Here is a 25777-nt window from a genome sequence, read left to right on the forward strand (position 1 = left end):
CGGTCGTCTCCTTCCTTCCTGATGAATGGGGCGATCTCCGTGGGGCGCGCGGTGTCCGCGCGGCGCCCGATCGCTGAATCGTGGATTCGGTGGGTGGTCGTTCGATGCGGCCGGTTCAGCTCTCCAGGCCCGCCTTGCGCTGGCCCCACCAGAGCGTCGCGTTGACGCCGGCCGACAGGAACGGCTCCGGCGGGTTGCGGTTCGGGCCGGACGTCGCGAGCAGGAAGTCGGTCAGCGCGTCGCGCTTGCCGGCCAGCCAGTCGGCGAGCAGCGTGCCCGTCACCGTGCCGCGCGTGATGCCGAGGCCGTTGCAGCAGAGCGCGCCATAGACATTCGGCGCGAGTTGGCCGAAGAAGCCCTTGTGGTTCTGCGACAGCGCCAGCGAGCCGCTCCACGTGTAATCGAACTCGACCTCCGACAGCATCGGGAAGCGGCGCTCGAACGAGAGCCGGTGGCGCGCGAGCGCTCGCTCGCGATGGCGGTCGTTCGGGCGGCCGTTCGGATTGAAGCTGAAGCTGTTGCGGATCAGGATGCGGTTGTCGTGGGTGCGGCGCACCGTGCTGCCGAACGGATCGGCCGGAATCACGCCCCAGAACGGCTGGCCGCCCAGCCGCGCCTGTTCGGCGCCGGTCAGCGGCCGCGTGAGGCTCGCGTACAGGAACACCGGCAGCATCGTGCCGGCGAGGAAGCCGAAGCGCATGCCGAACGCGTTGTTCGAGAGCACCAGCTTGTCGACGACGATGCGGCCGCCGGCGTGCCCGAGCACGATCTTCTCGCCGTATTCGACGTCGGTGATCGGCGTGTGCTCGTGCAGCGTGACGTTCGGCGGCAGGCTGTCGGCCAGGCCCTTCACCAGCGCCGACGGCTGCAGCAGCATCGTGCCGGGCGTGAACAGCCCCTTCCGGTAGAAGCCGGTGCCGATATGCGCGGGCAGATCCTTGCCTTCGATCACTTCGTACGGCTGGCCGAGCTTGTCGAGACCGCGCCGGTACGCGTCGAGCACCGCGACGCCGCGCGGCTCGACCGCCGCCTGGTACTTGCCCGACGCGCGCAGGTGGCAATCGATCCCGTGTTCGTCGACCAGCGCGCGCAGGATCGACTGGCCGAGCAGGTTCAGTTGCAGGGTCGTCTTCGCCGTATCGATGTCACCGATGTAGTCGTCCGCGCCGATGTCGTGTGGCAGGTCGATCGCGAAGCCCGCGTTGCGCCCCGACGTGCCGAAGCCGACTTCCTGCGCGTCGACCAGCACGACTTCGTCGTCCGGGAAGTTCAGCGCGAGCTGGCGCGCCGCGGCGAGCCCGGTGAAGCCGGCGCCGATCACGCCCCAGCGCGCCTTCGTGGTGCCCGTGTGACACGGCCGCGGCACGCGCGGCGGGCTGGTGTGGTACCAGCCGCACGCGTGGTCGTCGGCAGGCAGCGCGCCGACCTTGACCTTGCGCGCATCGCGTTGAGGCTGCGCAGCCTCTTCTACCGTCGGCGAAGTAACCCTAAGCATTCCTGAATCCAGCGTCTCGTTGAGTGAAATGACACGCGCGTGCGGATGCGCCCATGTCCTTGTTGGTGATGTCGGCCCTGGCGGTTCGCGTGGTCGGGGCGGTCGCGTCGGGCTATCGGCGTGGCGTCCCGAGGCGCGAAACGCCTGACCGGAAAGAAAATTCTGTCGTGCGGCTAATAAACTATACTTAGTAGACAAACTATAGTCTAACAATCGTATTGCGGGAATCGAGGGTTAACCCTCGATGCGTGGGGTGGTTCGACTGGCGATGGTGAGGGCCGAAACGGCCGAAACGGCCGAAACGGTGGAAACGGTGGAAACGGCCGAAACGGCCGAAACGGCGGAAACGGCGGAAACGGCGGAAACGGCGGAAACGGCGGAAACGGCGGAAACGGCGGAAACGGCGGAAACCGGAAGCGGCGGTGCGAAGGGGCGCATGCCGTCGTGGCAGGTTTTCGTGACGGGGAAGGAGGGGGCGGCGGCGCCTGCATCGGCGCATGCCGTCGGGACAGGGGACGGCGCTAGCCATGGCCCGGGACGGGGCCTTATAGTACGCGCTTCAAAGTGACGAGGGCGTTATGAAAGGAACGGGTGGGGAGTCGGCACCGGCGGATGTGGCACAAACGGTCGATCGCAAGTCGGCCCTGGGCGAGGCATTGCGACGCCGGATCGTGAACATGGAGCTGGCGCCGGGCGCACTGATCGATGAAGCGGCGCTGGCCGACGAGTTCGGCATGTCGCGGCCGCCGATTCGCGAGCTGATCCGGCAGATGGCCGCGGAAGGCTATATCGAGCTCGAGACGAATCGGGCGCCGCGCGTCACGTCGATGAATTTCCAGTCGCTGCGCAGCTTCTTCATCGCCGCGCCGGTGATCTATATCGCGACGACCCAGCTGGCGGCGCTGAACGCGACACCCGACGACATCGCGCGGCTGCGGACGATCCAGGCGCATTTTCGGGCCGCGATCGAAAGCGGCAACGTCGCGAACCGTGTGTTCTACAACGACGAATTCCACCTTGAAATCGGCCGGATCGCGCAGAACGATTACCTGATGCCGAGCCTGCGCCGCCTGCTGATCGATCACGCGCGGCTCGGGAAGATGTTCTACCGCTATCCGGCCACGGACACGATGCAGCACACGCTCGAAAGCGCCGTCGTCCAGCATGACCAGATCATCGATGCGCTCGCGAGGCAGGACGCAGATGAGGCGGGGCAACTGGTCCGCGACCACTTCGAATTGTCGCGCCGACGGATGACCGAGTACGCGGCGCCGCAGGGCATGGCAGTCTCCGTGAACCTCGGCGATCCGGTGCTGACGCAGGACAAGCGATAGCGGAGGGCGGCCGGCGCGCCATGGTCATGGATGCAGCAAGCAATCCAGGCCGGGTCGTCGGCCCGGGACTGTAGTCGTCCACCATCCGCCGCCGGTTTTTTCCGTCCCCGCTGGTTTCATCGAGTACGGGGCGCTATCCCATAACCCGCTCCCTTCGCCGGCTCCCATGGCCGGCTTCCTTCGGCGACTCCCGTGATCGGCGCCGCGTCGCCGACCTTGCCACCCCGTTCACGGCGCCGTGGCGCGCCGTCGCTTCGACCCCATCACTGTATACATCCGGCCGGCACGCCGATTGCGCGTTGTCGTGCGCCGAAACCCGCATCCGGGAAACCCCGCCCCGACGCCCGCTTCCGACATTGCCTCGCGCATCGCGTGGCCGGTTTTGTCACCATGTGGGCCGGATATGACAATGGAAATCCGCCGGTGCGGCATTACGATGGGTCACGACGTCGCCTGGCGCTGGCCGGTTTTGCCGCAGCCGCCCGGGTCGCGCGCCTCATTCACCGCCTGATTGGAACATCGACCATGAGCTATAACGCCCCTGTCAAGGACATGCTGTTCGTGCTGAAGGAACTCGCGGGCATCGACACCGTTGCGCAGTTGCCGGGCTTCGAGGAAGCCGGCTACGACACGGCGCAGGCCGTGCTCGACGAATCCGCGAAATTCTGCGGTGAAGTGCTGGCGCCGCTGAACGTCGAGGGCGACCGCAACCCGAGCAGCTGGAAGGACGGTGTCGTGACGGCAACGCCCGGCTTCGGCGCCGCGTTCCGCCAGTTCGTCGAAGGCGGCTGGCAGGGCCTGCAGCATCCGGCCGAGTACGACGGCCAGGGGCTGCCGAAGCTGATCGCGACGCCGTGCATCGAGATGCTGAACGCATCGAACCTGTCGTTCGCGTTGTGTCCGCTGCTCACCGACGGCGCGATCGAGGCGCTGCTGACGGCCGGCACCGACGAACAGAAGCAACGCTACGTGCCGAAGCTGATCTCGGGCGAATGGACGGGCACGATGAACCTGACCGAGCCGCAGGCCGGTTCGGACCTGGCGCTGGTACGCTCGCGCGCGGAGCCGCAGGGCGACGGCACGTACAAGGTGTTCGGTACGAAGATCTTCATCACGTGGGGCGAGCACGACATGGCGGACAACATCGTCCACCTGGTGCTCGCGCGCACGCCGAACGCGCCGGAAGGCGTGAAGGGCATCTCGCTGTTCATCGTGCCGAAGTTCATGGTCAACGAGGACGGCTCGCTCGGTGCGCGCAACGACGTGCACTGCGTGTCGATCGAGCACAAGCTCGGGATCAAGGCGAGCCCGACCGCGGTGCTGCAGTACGGCGACCACGGCGGTGCGATCGGCTACCTGGTCGGCGAGGAGAATCGCGGCCTCGAATACATGTTCATCATGATGAACGCGGCGCGCTTCGGCGTCGGGATGCAGGGGATCGGCGTGGCCGACCGTGCGTACCAGAAGGCCGCGGAATTCGCGAAGGAGCGCGTGCAGAGCCGCCCGGTGGACGGTTCGGCCAAGCAGTCGGTGACGATCATCCATCATCCGGACGTGCGCCGCATGCTCGGCACGATGCGCGCGCTCACCGAAGGCGCTCGCTCGCTGGCCTACGTAGCAGCCGCGCACAGCGACATTGCCCACCGTCATTCGGACGAGGCGACGCGTGCACGTCATCAGGCAATCTACGAATATCTGGTGCCGGTCGTGAAGGGCTGGAGCACGGAGATGGTGAACGACGTGGCGAGCCTGGGCGTGCAGGTGCACGGCGGGATGGGCTTCATCGAGGAAACCGGGGCGGCGCAGTACTACCGCGATGCGCGGATCCTGGCGATCTACGAAGGCACGACCGCGATCCAGGCGAACGACCTCGTCGGCCGCAAGACGCTGCGCGATGGCGGCGCGGTGGCCAAGGCGCTGATCGCGGAGATCGACGACACCGTCGCGGCGCTCGGCAAGGTCGACGGCGCCGCGGCCGCGTCGATGAAGACGCGGCTGGAGAAGGGCGCGCGCGCGCTGTCGTCGGCGGTGGACTACGTGCTCGCGAACGCGAAGCAGGATCCGAATGCGGTGTTCGCGGGCAGTGTGCCGTACCTGAAGTTGGCCGGCGTGGTGCTGTGCGGATGGCAGATGGCGCGCGCGTTGCTGGCGGCGCATGCGAACCGCGCGAACGACAAGGCGTTCTACGATGCGAAGATCGCGATCGCACAATGCTATGCGGAACACGTCCTCGTGCAGGCCGGCGCGTTCGAAGCGTCGATCGTCGGCGCGAAGGGCAACGAGAGCGTGCTCGCGTTGACGGAAGACCAGTTCTGACCTGACGGTCGGGGCGCAGGAGGAGACAGGATTTTGACCACACAGGACTTGCTCGCGCAGTACGGCCCGCGCGAATCGATGGAATACGACGTCGTGATCGTCGGCGGCGGCCCCGCCGGGCTGTCGGCGGCGATCCGGCTCAAGCAGCTGGCCGCCGAGAAAGGCACCGAGATCGGCGTGTGCGTGCTCGAGAAGGGTTCCGAGATCGGCGCGCACATCCTGTCGGGCGCGGTGATGGATCCGCGCGCGATCAACGAACTGTTCCCCGACTGGAAGGAACGCGGCGCGCCGCTCGATGTCGAGGTGACCGAAGACCGCTTCCTGTTCCTGTCCGAGAACAGCGCGATCACCACGCCGAACTGGGCGCTGCCCGCCAACTTCCAGAACCATGGCAACTACGTGATTTCGCTGGGCAACGTGACCCGCTGGCTCGGGGCACAGGCCGAGGCGCTCGGCGTCGAGATCTTCCCCGGCTTCCCGGCCGCCGAGATTCTGTACAACGACGATGGCTCGGTGAAGGGCGTGGCCACCGGCAACATGGGCGTGGGCAAGGACGGCGAGCCGACCGAGAACTTCCAGCTCGGCATGGAGCTGCACGCGAAGTACACGCTGTTCGCCGAAGGCTGCCGCGGCCACCTGGGCCGCCAGCTGATCTCGAAGTTCAAGCTCGACGCGAACGCCGATCCGCAGGCGTACGGGATCGGCATCAAGGAGCTGTGGGAAATCGATCCGGCCAAGCACAAGCCGGGCCTCGTGATCCACACGGCCGGCTGGCCGCTGAAGTCCGATACGTACGGCGGCTCGTTCCTGTATCACATGGACAACAACCAGGTCGTGGTCGGCTTCGTGGTGGGCCTGGGCTACACGAACCCGTACCTGTCGCCGTTCGAGGAATTCCAGCGCTACAAGACGCATCCGTCGATCCGCGCATTCCTCGAAGGTGGCAAGCGCGTGTCGTACGGCGCGCGCGCGATCACGGCGGGCGGCCTGCTGTCGCTGCCGAAGACGGTGTTCCCGGGCGGCGCGCTGATCGGCGACGACGCGGGCTTCCTGAACGCATCGCGGATCAAGGGCAGCCACGCGGCGATCAAGACCGGCATGCTGGCCGCGGACGCCGCGTTCGATGCGGTGCAGGCCGGCCGTCAGTCGGACGAGCTCAACGCGTACCCGGATGCGTTCAAGCAATCGTGGTTGTACACGGAGCTGTACCGCGCGCGCAACTTCAAGCAGTGGATGGCCAAGGGGCTGTACCTGGGCACGCTGATGGTCGGTCTCGAGCAGAAGGTGATGGGCGGCAACGTGCCGTGGACGCTGCACCACAAGCATGCGGATCACGAGATGCTGAAGCCGGCATCGCAATGCACGCCGATCGAGTATCCGAAGCCGGACGGCAAGCTGACGTTCGACCGGTTGTCGTCGGTGTTCATCTCGAACACGAACCACGAGGAGAACCAGCCGGCGCACCTGACGCTGAAGGATGCGAGCGTGCCGGTGAACGTGAACCTGAGCACCTACGCGGGCCCCGAGGGTCGCTTCTGCCCGGCGGCCGTCTACGAGTTCGTGAAGAACGACGACGGCAGCGATCGGCTGGTGATCAACGCGCAGAACTGCGTGCACTGCAAGACCTGCGACATCAAGGACCCGACGCAGAACATCGTGTGGGTCACGCCGGAAGGCGGCGGCGGGCCGAATTACCCGAACATGTAACGCAAACGCATCCCCGCGCCCACGGGCGCGAACGAACCGGAGTGAGACGATGAGCAATGCAGCGAAGGAAGTCGTGGTGGTGAGCGGTGTCCGTACCGCGATCGGCGATTTCGGCGGGAGCCTGAAGGATTTCTCGCCGACCGATCTCGGTGCGAAGGTCGTCGCCGAAGTGCTGTCGCGCGCGAACGTGGCGGGCGATGCGGTCGGCCATGTCGTGTTCGGCCACGTCGTGAACACCGAGCCGAAGGACATGTATCTCGCGCGCGTCGCGGCGATCAACGGCGGCGTCGCGCAGCACACGCCGGCGCTGACCGTGAACCGTCTGTGCGGCTCGGGCCTGCAGGCGATCGTGTCGGCCGCGCAGACGATCATGCTCGGCGACGCCGACGTCGCGATCGGCGGCGGGTCGGAGAACATGAGCCGCGCACCGTACACCGTGCCGGCCGCGCGTTTCGGTCAGCGCATGGGCGATGCGAAGCTCGTCGACATGATGCTCGGCGCGCTGCACGACCCGTTCCAGACGATCCACATGGGCGTGACGGCCGAGAACGTCGCACGCAAGTACGGCATTTCGCGTGACGCGCAGGATGCACTTGCACTCGAATCGCATCGTCGCGCGGCGCGCGCGATCGCCGAAGGCCGCTTCAAGGATCAGATCCTGCCGATCTCGATCCGCACGAAGAAGGGCGAGGTCGCGTTCGACACCGACGAGCACGTGCGTCACGACGCCGGCCCGGACGACTTCACGAAGCTGAAGCCGGTGTTCGTGAAGGAAGACGGCACGGTGACGGCCGGCAACGCGTCGGGGATCAACGATGCGGCCGCCGCGGTGCTGATGATGAGCGCGGATGCCGCGCGCGCGCAGGGCGTGAAGCCGCTCGCGCGTCTCGTCGCGTATGCGCATGCGGGCGTCGATCCGGCGTACATGGGCATCGGTCCGGTGCCGGCCACGCAGAAGGCGCTGGAGCGCGCGGGCCTGAAGATCACCGATCTCGACGTGATCGAGGCGAACGAGGCGTTCGCGGCCCAGGCGTGCGCGGTCACGCAGGAACTCGGCCTCGATCCGGCCAAGGTCAACCCGAACGGCTCGGGCATTTCGCTCGGTCACCCGATCGGCGCAACGGGCGCATTGATCACGGTCAAGGCGCTGTACGAGCTCAAGCGCATCGGCGGGCGTTACGCGCTCGTGACGATGTGCATCGGCGGCGGCCAGGGGATTGCGGCGATCTTCGAGAACATCTGATAATCGAACGTTCAGCACCCGAACACACACAGGAATCGTCATGGCTATCGAAACCGTCGGCGTCGTGGGCGCCGGAACCATGGGCAACGGCATTGCGCAGACCGCCGCCGTTGCAGGACTCAACGTCGTGATGATCGACGTCAGCGATGCGGCGCTCGACAAGGGCGTCGCCGCACTGAAGGGCAGCCTCGAGCGGCTCGTATCGAAGGAGAAGCTCGACGCCGGTGCGCGCGATGCCGCGCTCGCGCGCATCACGACGTCGACCGATTACGCGAAGCTCGCCGCGGTCGACATCGTGATCGAAGCCGCGACCGAGAACGTCGAGCTGAAGAGCCGCATCCTGAAGCAGATCGAATCGGTCGCGCGGCCCGACGCGATCATCGCGACCAACACGTCGTCGATCTCGATCACCTCGCTCGCGGCGCTGCTCGCCGATCCGTCGCGCTTCGTCGGCATGCACTTCTTCAACCCGGTGCCGCTGATGCCGCTCGTCGAGATCATCCGCGGGCTGCAGACGAGCGAAGCGACGGCGTCGGCGGTGCGCGCGCTGACCGAGCGTTTCGACAAGTCGCCGATCGGCGTGCGCAACGCACCCGGCTTCGTCGTGAACCGGATCCTCGTGCCGATGATCAACGAAGCGTTCTTCGTGCTGGCCGAAGGCATCGCGTCGGCCGAGGAGATCGACGCGGGGATGAAGCTCGGCGCGAACCATCCGATCGGGCCGCTCGCGCTGGCCGATCTCGTCGGGCTCGATGTGTGCCTCGCAGTGATGGATGTGTTCCTGAAGGACTTCGGCGACACGAAGTATCGTGCGTGCCCGCTGCTGCGCGAGATGGTGTCGGCCGGGCGGCTGGGGCGCAAGACGGGGCGCGGGGTGTACGACTACAGCAAGTAAGCGGCGCATCGGTGCCTCTTCGCGCGGCCGCCTTCGGGCGGCCGCGTGCTTTGCACGGCCCGCTTGCGCATCCGGCACGGCCAGATCCCGCGGCAACGTCCGCTTGAACATCGCGAGCAGTGGCCGGGCCGTCTTCGGCGGCACGTGATCGCGTGCCGCACGGCCGCCGCGATCTGGCCGCCGCGGCCGTTCGACACGAGCAACGCGTGCCCTTCTGCAACGGGCTGTGCCGATCGCACGGTTCCGCTATGTGCGTCACCGGCGCAAGTTCGATCCGTCCATCGTCGACCGCCGATCCTGCGTGTCCGAGCCGGCTCGATGGCCGCCTGCGCCGTCGCGCGCCGGTTCTCTCGGTAGTTTCCCTCACATACCCCCGTCGGGATTTTCCCCTAGCGCACCCTCCCGCGCACCGCGTGCACCACATTGCGGCAATCACGGCGAAATCCCGCACAGCCGCGCCGGTATTGGCTTTCGTCACGGTCCTGCAGTGCACCGCCAGTCACGCTTTTCCGCACGTTTTCGATGCATTACCAAAGGTATGGAAAAGCGCACAGAAAATGTATCTGGAGCGACGAAATTGGATTGATACGCTGCAATCACTGCATCAGCGCCGTCAACCAAGCGAGCGCGCATCGAGCCCACGCAACAAACGTGGCAGTCGAAGGCGACTCGTACGAAGTTCGCGGTTTCCATTACCAGCTAGTCGGGATGACAGAATGGCCCCAAATCTGACGTTTGCACCGGGCGATGTACTTCCCCCCGGAGCAATCCACACCGACGGTGCGCCGTCGATCGCCCGGTCGAGTACCGCGACCGGAACCGACATCCTGACCGTCAAGCACCTGTCGAAGATTTTCGGTCCGAAGCCCGAGCGAGCGATCGAGCTGATGAAGCGCGGCGTCGGGCGCAACGAGATCTTCGCCGAAACCGGCAACATGGTGGCGGTCGATGACGTGAGCCTGAGCGTGCGGGCCGGCGAGATCTTCGTGATCATGGGCCTGTCGGGCTCCGGCAAATCGACGCTGGTGCGCCTGCTCAACCGCCTGATCGAGCCGACGTCCGGGCAGGTCGTGCTCGAAGGCCGCGACATCGCACCGATGTCGACGCCGGAACTGCGCGATGTTCGGCGCCAGAAGATGGCGATGGTGTTCCAGTCGTTCGCACTGCTGCCGAACCGGACCGTGATCGACAACATCGCGTACGGTCTCGAGGTCGCGGGGATCAAGAAGGCGCAGCGTTACGAAGTGGCGCGTGCCGCGCTGGAGCGCGTCGGCCTGGGTTCGTACGAGAAGCTGCTGCCGAGCGAGTTGTCCGGCGGCATGCAGCAGCGCGTGGGGCTGGCCCGCGCACTGGCGGTGAATCCGTCGGTCCTGCTGATGGACGAGGCATTCTCCGCGCTCGATCCGCTGATCCGCTTCGAAATGCAGAACGAACTGCTGCGCCTGCAGAAGGAAGAGCAGCGCACGATCGTGTTCATTTCACACGATATCGAGGAAGCGGTGAAGATCGGCGGCCGCATCGGCATCATGAAGGACGGCTGCCTGATCCAGGTCGGCACGCCGGCCGAACTGATCCAGACGCCGGCGGATGCGTACGTGCAGGACTTCTTCCGCAACGTCGACGTATCGCGCTTCCTGAAGGCATCCAGCATGATGACGAAGGTCGAGCGCGGGCTGCTGCGGTGCGATGCCGGGACGTCGTCCGACCGCTACCTGAACCAGCTGATCGACAGCGGCGCGGAATGCGGTTACGTGTGCGACGAGGCCGGCCATTATCTGGGCTGCGTCACGGCCGCCACGCTGCACCGCTCCGGCACGCGGCCGATTCGCGAGGCCTTCCTGCATGACTTCAACGCGGTTTCGATCGATACGGATCTGCATCGGCTCGCGTCGATCGCGCTGACCCAGGAGCACGACGTGCCGGTGACGGACGCAGCGGGACAACTGGCGGGCGTCGTGTCCTGCCGGACGATACTCAAGCAGATGATGCAACGGAGGGCAGCATGAATTCGTCGGTAATCGGGAAGTTCGCGGAAAATTTCGTCAATTTCCTGTTTCTGCATTTCCGCGGTGGCTTCGACACCTTCTCGGCGGGGCTCGGCGCGGTCGTGAAGCTGCTCGAAGACGGCCTCGCCGCCGTGCCGTTCATCGCGATGGTCGTGATCCTGGTCGGACTCGCGCTGTGGCGTCGCGGCATCGTGTTCTCGATCTTCGTCGGCTTCGCGCTGCTCGTCATTCACTACATGGGCCTGTGGGCGCAGACGGTCTCGACCCTCGCGCTCGTCACCGCGGCGACGTTCTTCAGCCTGGTGATCGGCGTCCCGCTGGGGATCTGGGGCGCGCGCAACAACCGGATCGGCATGATCCTGCGCTCGCTGCTCGACTTCATGCAGACGATGCCCGCGTTCGTGTACCTGATCCCGGCCGTGATCCTGTTCGGCCTCGGACGCGTGCCGGCCGTGATCGCGACGATCGTGTTCGCGATGCCGCCCGTCGTGCGGCTGACGACGCTCGGCATCCGGCAGGTCCGCGAGGAACTGATCGAAGCCGGCCGCTCGTTCGGCAGCACCGACTGGCAGCTTCTGTGGAAGATCCAGCTGCCGAACGCGCTGCCGTCGATCATGGCCGGCGTGAACCAGACGATCATGATGGCGCTGTCGATGGTGGTGGTCGCGTCGATGATCGGCGCGGGCGGCCTCGGCGAGTACGTGCTGAGCGGCATCCAGCGCCTCGACATCGGGATCGGCTTCGAAGGCGGGCTGGGCGTCGTGCTGCTCGCGATCGTGCTGGATCGCCTGACGGAGAGCTTCGGCGTGAAGGCGAAGAAGAAAAAGGCGCGACCGGCCGCTCGTGCAGGCAAGGCCGGCCCGCGTGGTGCGGCACGTACCTGACGGAAAAGGCAGTCGAAGGCAGTTGAAGGAAGATGAAGCGCCGCGGCCACGGTGCCGCGGCGGAACCGGTGTAGCAGTGCGTGGAGACCAGAAACGCCGATCGAAGGCGTTCCTCATCCTTGAAAGACTCGCGTGATTAACAAGGAGTACTAGATGAATACCCATACGTTCAAGTCGCTTCTGGCGAAACTTGCGGTATCGACGGTGGTTGCCTGCAGCGCAGGTGTGGGCGTGGCATCGGCGGCCGAGCCGGTCAAGATCGCGGTGACCAACTGGGCCGACGTGCTCGCGGTGGCCAACGTCGCGAAGTACGTGCTCGAGACGCAACTCAAGCAGCCGGTGCAGTTCGTCCAGGCCGACATCGGCATCCAGTACCAGGGCGTCGCGCGCGGCGACCTCGACATCATGGTCGGCGGCTGGCTGCCTGTCACGCATGCGACGTACTACGCGAAGTACAAGAACGACCTCGACGACGTCGGCATCATCTACACCGGCGGCAAGAACGGCTGGGCGGTGCCGACCTACATTCCCGAATCGCAGCTGTCGTCGATCGCCGACCTGAACAAGCCGGAGGTCAAGAGCAAGCTGAACGGCACGATCCAGGGCATCGAGCCGGGCGGCGGCCTGATGCAGGCGTCCGAGAAGACCATCAAGGCCTACAACCTGGACGGCTACAACCTGCAGGCGTCGAGCGAGGCAGGCATGCTGGCGAGCGTGTCGCGTGCGTACCAGTCGAAGCAGTGGGTCGTGGCGACGGTGTGGAGCCCGCACTGGCTGTTCCAGAAGTGGCAGATGCGTTACCTGAAGGACCCGAAGGGCACGCTGGGCGGTGAAGAGCAGATCCACGCGTTCGCGTCGAAGAAGTTCGCGGGCAAGTTCCCGCGCGCCGACGTGTTCTTCAAGCACCTGAAGCTGACGCTGGCCGACGTCGAGGCGATCGAGTTCGAAGGGAACAGCACGAACGATTACGCAACGGCCGCGAAGAAGTTCGTCGATGCCCATCCGGAGAAGCTGAAGGCCTGGCTGCAGCAGTGAGGCTGCGCCCCGGTAGCGCGGACGACGCGATTGGCGCCGTTCGCGCGAACCGGCGGCGCATGTCGCGCGATGCCGGCGGCCGGGGCCGCAACGAGGGCGCCGGCCTCGCAGTGTGTGAGGTACACGCAGTCCATGCAGCACGTCATGATTCGCGTTGCGGAGTCACCAAGTGAACGAGAACGCCCGCTTTTTTTCTGAAACGCTCCAGAGCCGGGATCCGGTGATCGCATCGGAGATCGCGCTGGAACTGCGTCGCCAGCAGAGCCAGATCGAACTGATCGCGTCCGAAAACATCGCGTCGGCGGCGGTGCTGGAAGCACAGGGCACCGTGCTGACGAACAAGTACGCGGAAGGCTATCCGTCCCGGCGGTACTACGGCGGTTGCGACCATGTCGACCGGATCGAGTCGCTCGCGATCGACCGTGCGTGCGCCCTGTTCGACGCGGCGCATGCGAACGTCCAGCCGCACTCGGGCGCGCAGGCCAACGGCGCGGTGATGCTCGCGCTCGTCAAGCCCGGCGACACGGTGATGGGCATGTCCCTCGATGCGGGCGGCCATCTCACGCACGGCGCACGGCCCGCGCTGTCGGGGAAGTGGTTCAACGCGGTGCAGTACGGCGTGAGCCCGGACACGCTGCGCATCGATTACGACGACGTGCGCCGGCTCGCCGAGCAGCATCGCCCGAAACTGATCATCGCCGGCTACTCCGCGTATCCGCGCGCGCTCGATTTCGCCGCGTTCCGCGAGATCGCGGACAGCGTCGATGCGAAGCTGATGGTCGACATGGCGCACATCGCCGGCATCGTCGCGGCCGGTCGGCATCAGAACCCGGTGCCGTTCGCCGACGTGGTGACGTCGACCACGCACAAGACGCTGCGCGGCCCGCGCGGCGGCTTCATCCTGACGAATCAGGCCGAGGTCGCGAAGCAGATCGATTCGGCGGTATTTCCGGGGTTGCAGGGCGGCCCGCTGATGCATGTCGTCGCGGGAAAGGCGGTGGCGTTCGCCGAGGCGCTGCGCCCGGAGTTTACGCGCTATATCGACCAGGTGTTGCGCAACGCGCAGACACTCGCCGGCGTGCTGACGGGCGGCGGCCTCTCGCTCGTCACGGGTGGCACGGACAACCACCTGCTGCTGGTCGACCTGCGTTCGCGACGTGTTACCGGCATGCAGGCCGAGAAGGCGCTGGAGCGTGCCGGCATCACCTGCAACAAGAACGGGATTCCGTTCGATAGGGAGAATCCGATGGTCACGTCCGGCATCCGGCTTGGCACGCCGGCGGGCACCACGCGCGGCTTCGGACCCGCGCAGTTCGCGCAGATCGGGGAAATGATCGTCGAAGTGCTGGCGGCGCTCGAGCGCGATCCGGGCGGCGACGAAGCGGTCGAGCGGTCGGTGCGGACCCGCGTGCGCGACCTGTGCAGCCAGTTCCCCATTTATGCGCATGCGGAGGCGTTCGCCTGATCCCGGCATCGGGATGGCCTGGAATATCGTTTTGATTACGTAGTGAATCGATCGGCGTGGCTGCGCGACTGCCGCGACGCGCCGACGATGTTTTGTCGAATTGCCGGTTTCCCGCCCGACGGGCGGAACCTGGCGCACCCATCTGAATGAGGAATCAAAATGAGCTTCGAGGGCGTACACACACCGCTGGTCACCCCGTTCGACGCGGACGGCGAAATCGATCATGCCCTGCTGGGCCGCCACGCGGCCGATCTCGCGGGCCGCGTGTCCGGCCTCGGCATTGGCGGGACGACGGGCGAATACTATGCATTGAGCTTCGACGAACGCGTGCGCACGTTCGACACGGTCGCGGCCGCGGCCGGCGGCAAGACGTTCCTGACCGCGGGCATCAACGCGACGACGACGAAGGAGGTGCTGCGCCTCGGCCGCGAAGCGAAACGCGCGGGACTGAACGCGCTGCTGGTTGCCGCGCCGTACTACGCGCAGCCGACCCAGCAGGAACTGCTCGCGCATCTGCTCGCGGTCGACGACGCGCTCGACATGCCGATCATGCTGTACAACTTCCCGGCCCGCACCGGCACGGAAATCGGCGACGACATTCTCGAGACGCTGCTCGCGCGCAAGAACTTCGTCGCGATGAAGGAAAGCACCGGCGATATCGCGCATCTGCATCATCTGTCGACGCATTTCAGCGGCCGGCTCGTGTTGAGCTGCGGGATGGACGACCAGGCGCTCGAATTCTTCGCATGGGGCGCGCGCAGCTGGGTCGGCGGCGCGTCGAACTTCCTGCCGGAAGCGCACACCGACCTGTTCGACGCCTGCGTGAAGCGCGGCGATTTCGCGACCGGCCGCAAGCTGATGGCGCAACTGCTGCCGGTGCTCGAACTGCTCGAGCGCAGCGGCAAGTTCATTCAGTACGTGCGCTACGGCTGCGAGCTGGCCGGCCTGCCGGTCGGCGTCGCCCGCGCACCGCTTGGCGCGCTGTCGGACGACGAGCGCGATGCGTTCGCGAAGCTCGTGAAACCGCTGCTGCGCGACGCCCGGTAATCCATCATGAGCTCGAACCTGGAATTCGCGCGGTTTCCGGCGCCGGACGGGATGAACGGGTGGTGGGAGAGCCTGCCGCCGGCGCGGGAAGCGAAGACCGTCACATCCGACAGCCGGTTCGACTGGGTCGTCGTCGGGGGCGGCATCACCGGCCTGTGCGCGGCGCGCCGGCTGGCGGAGCTCGCGCCCGACGCGTCCATCGCGCTCGTCGAGGCCGACCGGATCGGCCGCACGACGGCCGGGCGCAATTCCGGATTCTTCGTCGACCTGCCGCACGACATCAGCAGCGAAAGCTACTCGCGCAGCATCGACGAGGATCGCGCCGACGTGCGGTTTCAGCGGCACGGCATCGACTACGTGCGTGACATCGTGCGGCGCTTCGGCATCGATTGCGACTGGCGCGACGACGGCAAATTCCACGCATCGGTGAACAAGAAGGGCGCCGCCGCGCTCGCGCATTTTGCCGATGGCCTGACCCGCATCGGCGAAGCGTTCGAATGGCTCGACCAGGCCGCGATCAAGGCCGTGACCGGCACGGACTTCTATACGGGCGCACTGTTCACGCCCGGCTGCAGCACAGTGCAGCCGGCCGCGCTGATGCGCGGCCTGGCGGCGACGCAACCGGACAACGTGACGGTGTTCGAGCTCAGCCCGGTGACGCGGATCGAGCAGCGCGGCGACACGCGCGCGCTGCATTTCGCCGGCGGCACGATCGTCGCGAAGCAGGTGATCCTGTGCACGAACGCGTACGCGGCGACCTTCGGCATGCATTCGAACGGCCTGCTGCCGGTCTATACGTTCGCATCGCTCACGCGTCAGATGAACGCCGACGAAGTGGCGAAACTCGGCGGCGCGCGTTCGTGGTCGCTGATTCCGGCCGACCCGATGGGCACCACGGTGCGACGCCTGATCACAGATCGCATTTGCGTGCGCAACCATTTCGCGTTCCGGCCGGACGTGAAGGTGTCGCCGGCCGATCTCGCGAAGTCGCGGCAGTTGCATCAGCGCTCGTTCGAGCGCCGCTTCCCGATGCTCGGCGGCGTCGAGCTGGAATATACGTGGGGCGGGCCGCTGTGCCTGTCCGCCAACAACGGTGCGCTGTTCGGCAGGCGCGACGACGGCCTCTTCGAGGCGATCGGCTGCAACGGCCTCGGCCTGAGCCGCGGGTCGTCCTCCGGCAAGCTGATCGCCGAATACGCGCTCGGCGAATCGAACAGCCTCGTGCAGCAGTTGCTGAAGCAGCCGCATCCGCGTCCGCTGCCGGTTCGGCCGATCGTCGACCTGGCCGTGTCGGCGACGATCTGGGCCAAGGAGTTCTCGGCGGGTGCCGAGCTTTGATGATTGAGGAAACGACATGACGACCCATCAGGATTGGAAACAGAAGGCGAATGCGCTATCGCTCGACGGTCGCGCGTTCATCGCGGGGCAACGCAGCGCGGCGGCGTCGGGCGAGACGTTCGCCACGCTCAACCCCGCGTCCGGCAAGGTGCTCGCCGAAGTGGCGCGATGCAGCGAACGGGACGTCGAGCGGGCGGTTGCGGCCGCGCGCGACGCGTTCGAATCGGGTGTCTGGTCGAAGGCCACGCCCGCGCACCGCAAGGCGGTGCTGCTGCGCGTCGCGCAACTGATCGACGAGCACGCGGAGGAACTTGCGCTGCTCGAGGCGCTGGAAGCCGGCAAGCCGATCGGTGAATGCCTGGGGCTCGATATTCCCGAGTCGGCCGCGTGCATTCGCTGGCACGCGGAGGTGACCGACAAGCGTTACGACGCGTTGTCGCCGTCCGGCGCGGGCGTCGTGAGCATGATCACGCGCGAGCCGATCGGCGTCGTCGGTGCCGTGCTGCCGTGGAATTTCCCGGCGCTGATGCTCGCGTGGAAAATCGGCCCGGCGCTGTCGGTCGGCAACAGCGTGGTCGTGAAGCCGGCGGAACAGACGTCGCTGTCGACGCTGCGGATCGCCGATCTCGCGCTCGATGCCGGTGTGCCGCCGGGCGTGTTCAGCGTCGTCACCGGGTTCGGCGCCGAGGCCGGCGAGGCGATCGGCCGCCACCCGGACGTCGATCTCGTCGCGTTCACCGGCTCGACCGCGACCGGCAAGCGGTTCCTGCACTACTCGGCTGATACCAACCTGAAGCGCGTCGTGCTCGAGTGCGGCGGCAAGAATCCGCAGGTGATCCTGCCGGACGTCGCGAACCTCGATGCGGTGGCCGAACAGGCCGTCGCGGCCGCATTCTGGAACATGGGCGAGAACTGCAGCGCCGGTTCGCGGATTCTCGTTCCGGCGAGCCGCAAGGCGGAACTGCTGGAGAAGGTTCAGGCCGTGCTCGCCGGCTGGAAGACCGGCGATCCGCTCGACCCGGACGTGAAGCTCGGTGCGCTGATCGAGCAGAAGCACTACGAGAAGGTGCTCGGCCATATCGAGAAGGCGAAGGCGGAAGGCGCGCGCGTGGCGTGCGGCGGGCATGCGATCCTCGCGGAGACGGGCGGCTGGTTCGTCGAACCGACGATCTTCGATCAGGTGACGCCGGAGATGAGCATCGCGCGCGACGAGGTGTTCGGGCCGGTCGTGTGCTTCATCGAATACGACGACGTCGACGAGGCGGTGCGGATCGCGAACGATACGTGCTACGGGCTGGCCGCGTCGCTGTGGACCGACAACGTGAACAGCGCGCACAAGGTCGCCGCGCGGATTCGCGCGGGGACGGTCACGGTGAACTGCTTCGGCGAAGGCGACCTGTCGACGCCGTTCGGCGGCTTCAAGCAGTCGGGCTTCGGCGGGCGCGACAAGTCCGTCTACGCGCACGATCAATATTGCGAGCTGAAGACCACCTGGCTGAAGCTCGACTGAGCGCGCACGCCGCACGTGCCGCACGCCGGGCCCGCGCGGCCCGGCCGATGGCGTGCGCGCGGCGGCGCCGGCCGCTTCGCGCGTGCCGCGGATCGGCCGCGATGCGGCGCTGCACCATGCCGCACGAGCACGGCCGGAGCTCGATCGGCCGGCGCAGGCCGCGCCAGTTGCCCGTTGCGCGCGACGAACGACGATACGCGCGGCTACCTTGCCGTGACGGCACGGCGCGGCATGTGGTGCACTGCGCAAACGCGCGGCGCGGCGCGGGGTGGCGGCGCGGTCGACGGGCATGCCGATCCGCTGTTCGTCTTGCAGTCCCCCTCATCGCTTCCGATAATGGCGATGCGGTGCACAATCGATCGACAATGGCGTCATCGTGACGCCGTTTCAGCGTTCAACGTTGCCAGCCGCCCGGCTGACTCGCAAGCTGCACGATTCGGATGACCGAAAGGTTTGCGATGACATGGCCCGCAGGCAGCCGGCGGGCTGCGGACAACGGGTTCGTCGGCGCCGCGTCCGACCCGCGTTTTGAGAGTGAAAGCCATGTTGAAGAAGCAATTGTTTGCAGACCGACTCCTCGCGCAGATGCCGTCGCTTCGGGCGCTGCGGTGTTTCGTGACGGCGGCGCGCTACGAGAGCTTCACCCAGGCGGCCGAGGTGCTGTGCGTGACGCAGGCCGCGATCAGCCGGCAGATCAAGGAGCTCGAGGATTCGCTCGACGTCGCGCTGTTCGAGCGGACCGGCAGGCATATCGCGCTGACGGATGCGGGGCGGATTCTCTACAACGCGTCGTACCTGTCGATCATGAACATCGCCGAGGCGGCGGAGGCGGTACGCCGCACCGACAAGCATGCGCTGATGATCTGCGTGTCGCACACGTTCTCGGCGCTGTGGCTGTCGTCGCGGCTGCCGGCGTTTCGCGAGCAGTTTCCGGATATCCGGCTGCACGTGATCGTCACCGAGCACTTCATGGAGCTCGACGGGCTCATCGAGCCCGACATCATCATCACGAAGAACCCGCCGCGCGAGCCCGAGTTCGAAGTCGAGCCGCTGTTTCACGACATCGTGTATCCGGTGTGCAGCCCGTCGTTTCACGAACGCCATTTTCATCGCCGGTCGCTGAAGCCGCTGGACCTGCTGTCGTGCCCGACCCTGAACCTGTCGATGCTCGGTCGCGCGCAGGTGTGCGAGCACGTCGACTGGCGCGTGTGGCGCAACTGGTTCCAGCAAAGCGACGGCACCGACACGCTGACCGAGAGCAAGTATCTGGAAAGCAACGACTACCGGCTGCTCGTCGCGCAGGCCGAGGCCGGCGAGGGTACGCTGCTGGGCTGGCATCACCTTGTGCACCGGCAGATCGACCAGGGCATCCTGATGCGGCCGGTGCAGGACGTGCTGGTGTTTCGCGATCGCCATCACTATCTGATCACGCACCGGAATGCGCAGCCGCGCCCGGAATACCAGCTGTTCCGGCAGTGGCTGAACGACGAGGTCGGCGTGATGATGCGCGGCTGGCTCGATGCGGGCGTCGAGATCGAGGGATAGTGCGCTCGACGCCGGAGAGCCGGTGCGGCTGCCGGTCGCGTCATAGCGGATGACGAACGGCCAAGGGGCCGGACGTGCTGCAACGGAGTTGTCGGATTCGCGTGGAGCAGGCATATTGTGCGGGCGATCGGGGCCGGGCCATGCCCGAGCGCGTCGGAAATCAGAACAAACGCACGCACCACTCCACGGGGTTTGCATCATGACCGACTCATTCGATCGCAGGCGCTTCCTCAAGACGGCTTTCGGTTCGGCACTCGGCATCAGCGGCCTGGGCGCGCTGCCCGGTTGCGGCGGCGACACGGTGACGCCGGATCCGCTCGCGCCGGTGTCCGACGCGCAGATCGCGGCGGCGGTCGCGCAACTCGATCCATTCGTGAACGCGCTGCTGCGCAGTTCTGGCGTGCCCGGCATCGCGGTGGCCGTCGTGCACGGCGGCAACACGCTGTTCGCGAAGGGATACGGCGTCTGCAGTACAGTCACCGGCGAGCCCGTCGATGCGGACACGATTTTCCAGCTGGCATCGGTATCGAAGTCGATCGGCGCGACGGTCGTCGCGACCCAGGTCGGCAAGGGGCTCGTGAGCTGGGACACGCGGATGCAGCAACTGATGCCGTCGTTCGCGCTGTCCGACCCGTCGGTCACGCAATCGCTGACGGTCGGCGACCTGTACGCGCATCGTTCCGGCCTGCCCGAGCATGTCGGCGATCAGCTCGAGGAGCTCGGCTTCGATCAGGCGACGATCTTCAACCGGCTGCGCGACATTCCGCTCGACGGCTATCGCAGCCATTACGCGTACACGAACATCGGGCTCACGGCCGCGGCGATCGGCGTGGCCGACGCGGCCGGCATCGATTGGGCGACGCTGTCGGAGCAGGCGGTCTATGCGCCGCTCGGCATGACGCGCACGAGCTCGCGATATGCGGACTACCAGGCGAGCACGAATCATGCAATCGGGCACGTGCCGGCAAACGGCGCGTTCGTTCCCGTCGCCACGCCGCGCGATGCGGACCTGCAGTCGCCCGCCGGCGGTGTGAGCTCGTCGGTCAACGATCTGGCGAAATGGATGTCGATGGTGCTGGCCAACGGACGGGCCGGCACGACGCAGCTGATCCCTGCCGCCGCGTTGCAGCCCGCGTTGTCGCAGCAGATGCTGATCCGCCCGGCCAGCGCGGATGGCGCCGCCGCGTATTACGGCTACGGCTTCAACGTCGGGACGACCGCCGACGGCGGGCGGCCGATGGTCAGCCATTCCGGCGGGTTCCTGCTGGGCGCCAGTACCTTCTTCGTGATCGTGCCGTCGCTCGACATCGGCATCGTCGCGCTGGTCAACACCTGGCCGGTCGGCGTGCCGGAGGCGATCGGCTTCGCGTTCGTCGACCTGGTCCAGTACGGCGCGCAGCGTCGCGACTGGGCGGCCTTCGCGAAAGAGCAGACTGCATCGCTGACCGCGCCGGCCGGCTCGCTGGCCCGCGCGGCCGCGCCCGTGTCGCCGGCACCGCCGCAAGCGCTGAGCGCGTACGCGGGCACCTACGGCAACAATTACTACGGGCCGTTGACGATGAGCGTCGTGAACGGCGCCCTGGTGCTGACGATCGGCGCGGGCAACGTGCAGTTCGCGTGCACGCATTGGGACGGCGACACGTTCGCGCTGAGCCCGTCGGGCGAAATGGCGCCGCCCGGTTCGAGATACGCGCTCACGTTCGCCGGCACGCCGCCCGTCCGGGTGACGGCCGAACTGTTCAACGACGGCGGACTGAACGTCTTTACCCGCTGAAGTGGCCGTGCCGGCGCCGTTGTCGGCTCAGTCGGCCGTGTCGCTGCCGCCCCGGTCGGTGACGATCGCCACCCCCGAGCGCGTGCCGAGCCGCGTCGCGCCGGCCTCGAGCATCGCGAGCGCGGTCGCGCGGTCGCGCACGCCGCCCGATGCCTTCACGCCGAGCGTCGGGCCGACCGTGCGGCGCATCAGTGCGACGTCCGCGAGCGTCGCGCCGCCGTGGAAGCCGGTCGACGTCTTCACGAACGCGACGCCGAGCTCGCGGCACATCTCGCACACGCGCACCTTCTCGTCGTCGGTCAGCAATCCCGTTTCGAGAATTACCTTGAGCGGTGCCGGCCAGCTCGCGCGCGGCGAGCGGCACGTTCACCGAATTCACGCAGACAGAATAGAAGCGATGCTCGGCCGCCTGGCGGCAGAGTTCGCGGATCTGCGCGTCGCTCGCGTCGGGCGCGAGCAGTGTGTGATCGATGGTTTGGGCGAGTTGGTCGTTGGAAAACGGCATGTGTCAGGACTCCACAAATCGTGTGCCGAAGCAGCATGCCCGCGCGTATCGCAGTCATGCGTAAGCGCGGATCAGCGCGTCGAGATTGCGTCGCGCGAGCGGCGTGAGCGGCGCGAATTCCGCCGATTGAAACAGCGGGTCCTGCCCGCGCAGATGGCCGAGCGCCTGCTTGCGCCCGGCACGGAATGCCGCCGACGGCGCATCGGGATCCTGCGCCCACTCGCGTGCGATCGCGCGATCGTATTCGCGAAGCCGCTCGGGCGCGGCCGCGAGAATCGCGAGATCGGCATCGAGAAAAATCCGCCCCGCGCGCAGCACGTCCGGATCGGAGCCGAAGGCGTCGGGCAGCCGGTGCGACTTCGTCGCGAGCACCAGCGCGTGTGCGATGGACACCTGCAGCGCGTGCGCGTGCCGCCACGATTCGGTGCAGTGCGAATCCACGATCTGCGCGAGCCATTGCGCACTGCGCGCTTCGTTCTCCGCATAGTCCGGCAGCGTCGTCGCGTAGACGATGTCGTGCGCCCAGACGGCGAGCTCGATCGCCGGCCACAGCGGTTCGGCGCGATAGGGCGCGAGATGCCCGAACAGTTCGGCCAGGTGCGCGAGCGTGTGATAGAAGCGCTGCGGCTCGCCATACGCGCGCTCGACGAGCGGCCAGACGGCAGCCGTGCCGAAGCATGCGTCGCAGGAGGCACGCAACATGCGCGCGCTATCGGCAGTCAGGTCATTCATGTCGGCGATCGGCTCGGTCGGGCGATGCGCGCAGCATAGCAAACGCGCCGACGCGGCGGACGATGCGTTCGTCGACGCGCCGCTTCCGCGCTCAATGCGACGACACGTAAACCGCATCCTCGAATGCCGCCGGAATCGCGAACTGCGCGCGCATGCGCTTCGTCTCCTGCGCGGGCGTCAACCCGAACAGCCGCTTGAATTCCCGGCTGAACTGCGACGGGCTCGTATAGCCGACTGCATAACCGGCCGCCTCCGCCGTCAGGTCCTGGCGCACCATCAGCAGACGCGCCTGATGCAGCCGCGTCGACTTCAGGTACTGCATCGGCGACACCTGCGTGATCGCCTTGAAGTGGCTATGGAAGCTCGGCACGCTCATGCCAGCTTCGCCGGCCAGTTGCGTCACGTCGAGCGATTGCGCGTAGTCGGCGTGGATCAGGCGCAGCGAACGGCCGATCCGGCCGAACTGTCCACGCATCGCCAGCGCGTTTCTCATCGCGCTGCCCTGCGCGCCGGTGAGCACGCGGAAATACAGTTCGCGCAGCAGGCCGGGGCCCAGCACCACCGCTTCGAGCGGCCGATGCATCGCCTCGACGAAACGCAGCACGGTCGCCTGCATCGCGTCGTCCATCGGCGTCGACATCATGCTCCTCGGCGCCTGCACGGGCTCCGCGAGCCCTTCACGGTCGATCTGCGCGGCGAGTTCGGCGGCCATCGGGAAATCGAGGTGCAGATACAGCGCGAGCAGCGGGTGTGGGCCGGCCGCTCGATGACGCGCACGCCGCGCTCGATCGCCGATTACGACGCGATCTTCGATCCGATCCGCCAGGCGCGCGAGGAGAAAAGCGGCCGACAATTGGGCGATCCCGCCAAGGCCGCGCGCGCGATGCTCGCGGTCATTGCGGCGCGCCGCCCGCCGGCCCATCTGTTGCTCGGCAGCGATGCGCTTCGGCTCGTGCGCGCCAAATGGTCGGCGCTGGAAGACGACATGCGCGCGTGGGAAGCGGTGACCGTGTCGACGGACGCCTGAACCGACGCGTGATCACACGCGAGTCACGAGGCGCCGGCAGGTTCGTTACTCGCGCGCAGTGAATCGTGGCTCGATCGGACGATCAGGCTTCGGGATGCGAGCAGACCGCTTCGATGTTGTGCCCGTCCGGACCGATGACGAACGCGGCATAGTAGTTCGCGTGATACTGCGGGCGTAGGCCGGGTGCGCCGTTGTCCTTGCCGCCCGCTGCCAGCGCTGCCCGGTGGAACGCATCGACCTGCGCGCGCGTGTCGGCTGCGAATGCGAGGTGGAGACGGGCCGGTTTCTCGTCGGTCTGGAACAGGCACAGCGTCGGCTTGCCCGGCGCGCCGAGTTCGACGCCATAGGTCGGCACGCCTTCTGCGAGGACCGCTACGCCGAGCGGTTCGAGTGCGCGGAGAAAGAACGCCTTGCTCGCTGCATAGTCGCTGACGCCGAATTTGACGTGGTCGAACATGAGTGTTCCTGAAGTAAGTGGGCTGCGCGGCCGATCCGACGCGATATAGCCGCACGTCGCCGTCGCCCGCAGAGTGCCGATGCATGCCGGCATGTCATTGGCTTCATGACATGTTCGCAGTTTTCCGCTACAACGGGGAAGTGCCGAGTCGACCGACGCGATGTGCCGCCGCGCCGCAGTTCGTCACCGACACCCGCCCCCGGGCGATCGGCCGGCACGCGATGTTCACCTACCCCAAAGGAGCCTGCAGCCATGCCTTACATCACCACGAAGGACAACGTCGACATCTTCTACAAGGATTGGGGCCCGAAGGATGCACAGCCGATCATGTTCCACCATGGCTGGCCGCTGTCCTCCGACGACTGGGATGCCCAGATGCTGTTCTTCGTCCAGAAGGGCTACCGCGTGATCGCGCACGACCGCCGCGGCCACGGCCGGTCGGCGCAGGTTTCCGACGGCCATGACATGGATCACTACGCGGCGGACGCGTTCGCGGTGGCCGAAGCGCTCGACCTGCGCCACGCGGTCCATATCGGTCACTCGACCGGCGGCGGCGAAGTCGCGCGCTACGTGGCGCGGCACGGCGAGCCGGCCGGCCGCGTCGCGAAGGCGGTGCTGGTCAGCGCGGTGCCGCCGCTGATGCTGAAGACCGACGCGAACCCGGAAGGCCTGCCGCTCGAAGTCTTCGACGGCTTCCGCAAGGCGCTCGCCGACAATCGCGCGCAGTTCTTCCTGGACGTGCCGTCCGGCCCGTTCTACGGCTTCAACCGGCCCGGCGCGGTGGTGCACCAGGGCGTGATCCAGAACTGGTGGCGCCAGGGCATGATCGGCAGCGCGAAGGCGCACTACGAAGGCATCAAGGCCTTCTCGGAGACGGACCAGACCGAAGACCTGCGGTCGATCTCGGTGCCGACGCTCGTGCTGCACGGCGAAGACGACCAGATCGTGCCGATCGCGGATTCCGCGCTGAAGTCGGTCAAGCTGCTGAAAAACGGCACGCTGAAGACGTATCCGGGCTATTCGCACGGGATGCTGACGATCAACGCGGACGCGCTGAACGCCGATCTGCTGGCTTTCGTGCAGGCATAACGCGATCGGTGCATGCCCGCTTTCGCGGGCTGCGCCGTGCTGGCCGGCCACGCCGGCCGGCCCCATCCCGCTTCGCTGGCGTGTTTGACCGGTTATGCAGAACGATGCTGCCGGCACGAAATCGCGAAGTCGCCACGACGCAGTGCAGCGCGTCCCGCTCGCTGCCGTCGATTCCCGCCTCGATGCGCCGCAGGATTGCGGCCGCCGCCCGCCGCGGCGGGCCGGTATCCGAATTCGCGCGTCACCGGCGCATGCGCGTGCCGATTACCGGCGAAACGCATGTCCACTCACTGTGGATGCAACCCCACCTCGATTCCGGATCGTATGAATTAAGATGCAGCCGGCACTTCGGGGTGTCCGGGGATGGACGACA

19 protein-coding genes and 3 pseudogenes are annotated in these 25777 nt (G+C 66.8%); 17 read left to right on the top strand and 5 right to left on the bottom strand.

The window, feature by feature from the left end; genetic code table 11:
- Positions 1-115: 115 nt before the first annotated feature.
- On the bottom strand, positions 116-1318 hold the full coding sequence (locus AC1Z3W_RS15635; protein WP_483508312.1) for an NAD(P)/FAD-dependent oxidoreductase: 1203 nt from the start codon (positions 1316-1318) through the stop codon (positions 116-118).
- Between the two features lie 445 nt (positions 1319-1763).
- Between AC1Z3W_RS15635 and AC1Z3W_RS15640 the strand changes: the two genes are divergently transcribed.
- From AC1Z3W_RS15640 to AC1Z3W_RS15710, 15 genes are all read left to right on the top strand, one after another.
- On the top strand, positions 1764-2063 hold the full coding sequence (locus AC1Z3W_RS15640; RefSeq protein WP_483507938.1) for a hypothetical protein: 300 nt from the start codon (positions 1764-1766) through the stop codon (positions 2061-2063).
- A gap of 10 nt (positions 2064-2073) precedes the next feature.
- A complete protein-coding gene (locus AC1Z3W_RS15645) occupies positions 2074-2829 on the top strand; it encodes a GntR family transcriptional regulator (RefSeq protein WP_057927709.1) in 756 nt (251 codons plus the stop codon).
- Positions 2830-3354: 525 nt separating this feature from the next.
- Positions 3355-5145 (top strand): acyl-CoA dehydrogenase, encoded by a 1791-nt coding sequence (locus AC1Z3W_RS15650; protein ID WP_483507939.1) that lies wholly within the window; start codon positions 3355-3357, stop codon positions 5143-5145.
- 78 nt (positions 5146-5223) lie between these two features.
- Positions 5224-6852 carry an electron transfer flavoprotein-ubiquinone oxidoreductase gene (locus AC1Z3W_RS15655; protein ID WP_483508313.1) on the top strand — a complete coding sequence of 543 codons (1629 nt, stop codon included), beginning with the start codon at positions 5224-5226 and terminating at the stop codon, positions 6850-6852.
- 49 nt (positions 6853-6901) lie between these two features.
- Positions 6902-8095 (top strand): beta-ketothiolase BktB, encoded by a 1194-nt coding sequence (gene bktB, locus AC1Z3W_RS15660; protein WP_057927711.1) that lies wholly within the window; start codon positions 6902-6904, stop codon positions 8093-8095.
- 40 nt (positions 8096-8135) lie between these two features.
- Positions 8136-8990: a 3-hydroxybutyryl-CoA dehydrogenase gene (locus AC1Z3W_RS15665; RefSeq protein ID WP_057927712.1), complete on the top strand. Its 855-nt coding sequence runs from the start codon at positions 8136-8138 to the stop codon at positions 8988-8990.
- A gap of 716 nt (positions 8991-9706) precedes the next feature.
- A complete protein-coding gene (locus AC1Z3W_RS15670) occupies positions 9707-10996 on the top strand; it encodes a quaternary amine ABC transporter ATP-binding protein (RefSeq protein ID WP_057927713.1) in 1290 nt (429 codons plus the stop codon).
- Positions 10993-11880: an ABC transporter permease gene (locus tag AC1Z3W_RS15675; RefSeq protein WP_124834940.1), complete on the top strand. Its 888-nt coding sequence runs from the start codon at positions 10993-10995 to the stop codon at positions 11878-11880. Before AC1Z3W_RS15670 ends, AC1Z3W_RS15675 begins: the two co-directional genes overlap by 4 nt.
- Positions 11881-12033: 153 nt before the next feature.
- Positions 12034-12915: a glycine betaine ABC transporter substrate-binding protein gene (locus tag AC1Z3W_RS15680; protein ID WP_483507940.1), complete on the top strand. Its 882-nt coding sequence runs from the start codon at positions 12034-12036 to the stop codon at positions 12913-12915.
- A gap of 169 nt (positions 12916-13084) precedes the next feature.
- Positions 13085-14380 carry a serine hydroxymethyltransferase gene (gene glyA, locus AC1Z3W_RS15685; RefSeq protein ID WP_124834938.1) on the top strand — a complete coding sequence of 432 codons (1296 nt, stop codon included), beginning with the start codon at positions 13085-13087 and terminating at the stop codon, positions 14378-14380.
- A gap of 159 nt (positions 14381-14539) precedes the next feature.
- On the top strand, positions 14540-15427 hold the full coding sequence (locus AC1Z3W_RS15690) for a dihydrodipicolinate synthase family protein (protein ID WP_057927717.1): 888 nt from the start codon (positions 14540-14542) through the stop codon (positions 15425-15427).
- Between the two features lie 6 nt (positions 15428-15433).
- Complete coding sequence (locus AC1Z3W_RS15695; RefSeq protein ID WP_124834937.1) at positions 15434-16765, top strand: NAD(P)/FAD-dependent oxidoreductase; 1332 nt, start codon at positions 15434-15436, stop codon at positions 16763-16765.
- A 16-nt stretch (positions 16766-16781) separates the two neighbouring features.
- On the top strand, positions 16782-18275 hold the full coding sequence (locus tag AC1Z3W_RS15700; protein ID WP_483507941.1) for an aldehyde dehydrogenase: 1494 nt from the start codon (positions 16782-16784) through the stop codon (positions 18273-18275).
- 543 nt (positions 18276-18818) lie between these two features.
- Entirely contained in the window at positions 18819-19820 is a 1002-nt protein-coding gene (locus AC1Z3W_RS15705) for a LysR substrate-binding domain-containing protein (protein WP_057927720.1), read from the top strand.
- A 199-nt stretch (positions 19821-20019) separates the two neighbouring features.
- Positions 20020-21594, top strand: coding sequence for a serine hydrolase (locus AC1Z3W_RS15710; protein WP_483507942.1), 1575 nt, complete (start codon positions 20020-20022; stop codon positions 21592-21594).
- A gap of 27 nt (positions 21595-21621) precedes the next feature.
- Here AC1Z3W_RS15710 and deoC read toward each other — a convergent pair.
- The 3 genes and pseudogenes from deoC to AC1Z3W_RS15725 all read right to left on the bottom strand — a co-directional run.
- Positions 21622-22099 (bottom strand): annotated as a pseudogene (gene deoC / locus AC1Z3W_RS15715) (deoxyribose-phosphate aldolase).
- 54 nt (positions 22100-22153) lie between these two features.
- Positions 22154-22831, bottom strand: coding sequence for a hypothetical protein (locus tag AC1Z3W_RS15720; protein ID WP_175825260.1), 678 nt, complete (start codon positions 22829-22831; stop codon positions 22154-22156).
- A 91-nt stretch (positions 22832-22922) separates the two neighbouring features.
- A pseudogene (locus tag AC1Z3W_RS15725) lies at positions 22923-23594 on the bottom strand (AraC family transcriptional regulator); the annotation flags it as partial.
- On the opposite strand from AC1Z3W_RS15725, the pseudogene AC1Z3W_RS15730 reads away from it, so the two are divergent.
- A pseudogene (locus tag AC1Z3W_RS15730) lies at positions 23583-23858 on the top strand (short-chain dehydrogenase/reductase); the annotation flags it as partial. The pseudogenes AC1Z3W_RS15725 and AC1Z3W_RS15730 overlap by 12 nt on opposite strands.
- A gap of 82 nt (positions 23859-23940) precedes the next feature.
- Here AC1Z3W_RS15730 and AC1Z3W_RS15735 read toward each other — a convergent pair.
- The gene (locus AC1Z3W_RS15735; protein WP_057927725.1) at positions 23941-24315 is read right to left on the bottom strand and encodes a VOC family protein; all 375 of its coding nucleotides are present in this window, start codon (positions 24313-24315) and stop codon (positions 23941-23943) included.
- 252 nt (positions 24316-24567) lie between these two features.
- Here AC1Z3W_RS15735 and AC1Z3W_RS15740 point away from each other — a divergent pair, with 252 nt between their 5' ends.
- Entirely contained in the window at positions 24568-25404 is an 837-nt protein-coding gene (locus tag AC1Z3W_RS15740; RefSeq protein WP_483507943.1) for an alpha/beta fold hydrolase, read from the top strand.
- Positions 25405-25777: the final 373 nt, after the last annotated feature.

The organism is Burkholderia sp. 10_S31, from assembly GCF_056930375.1.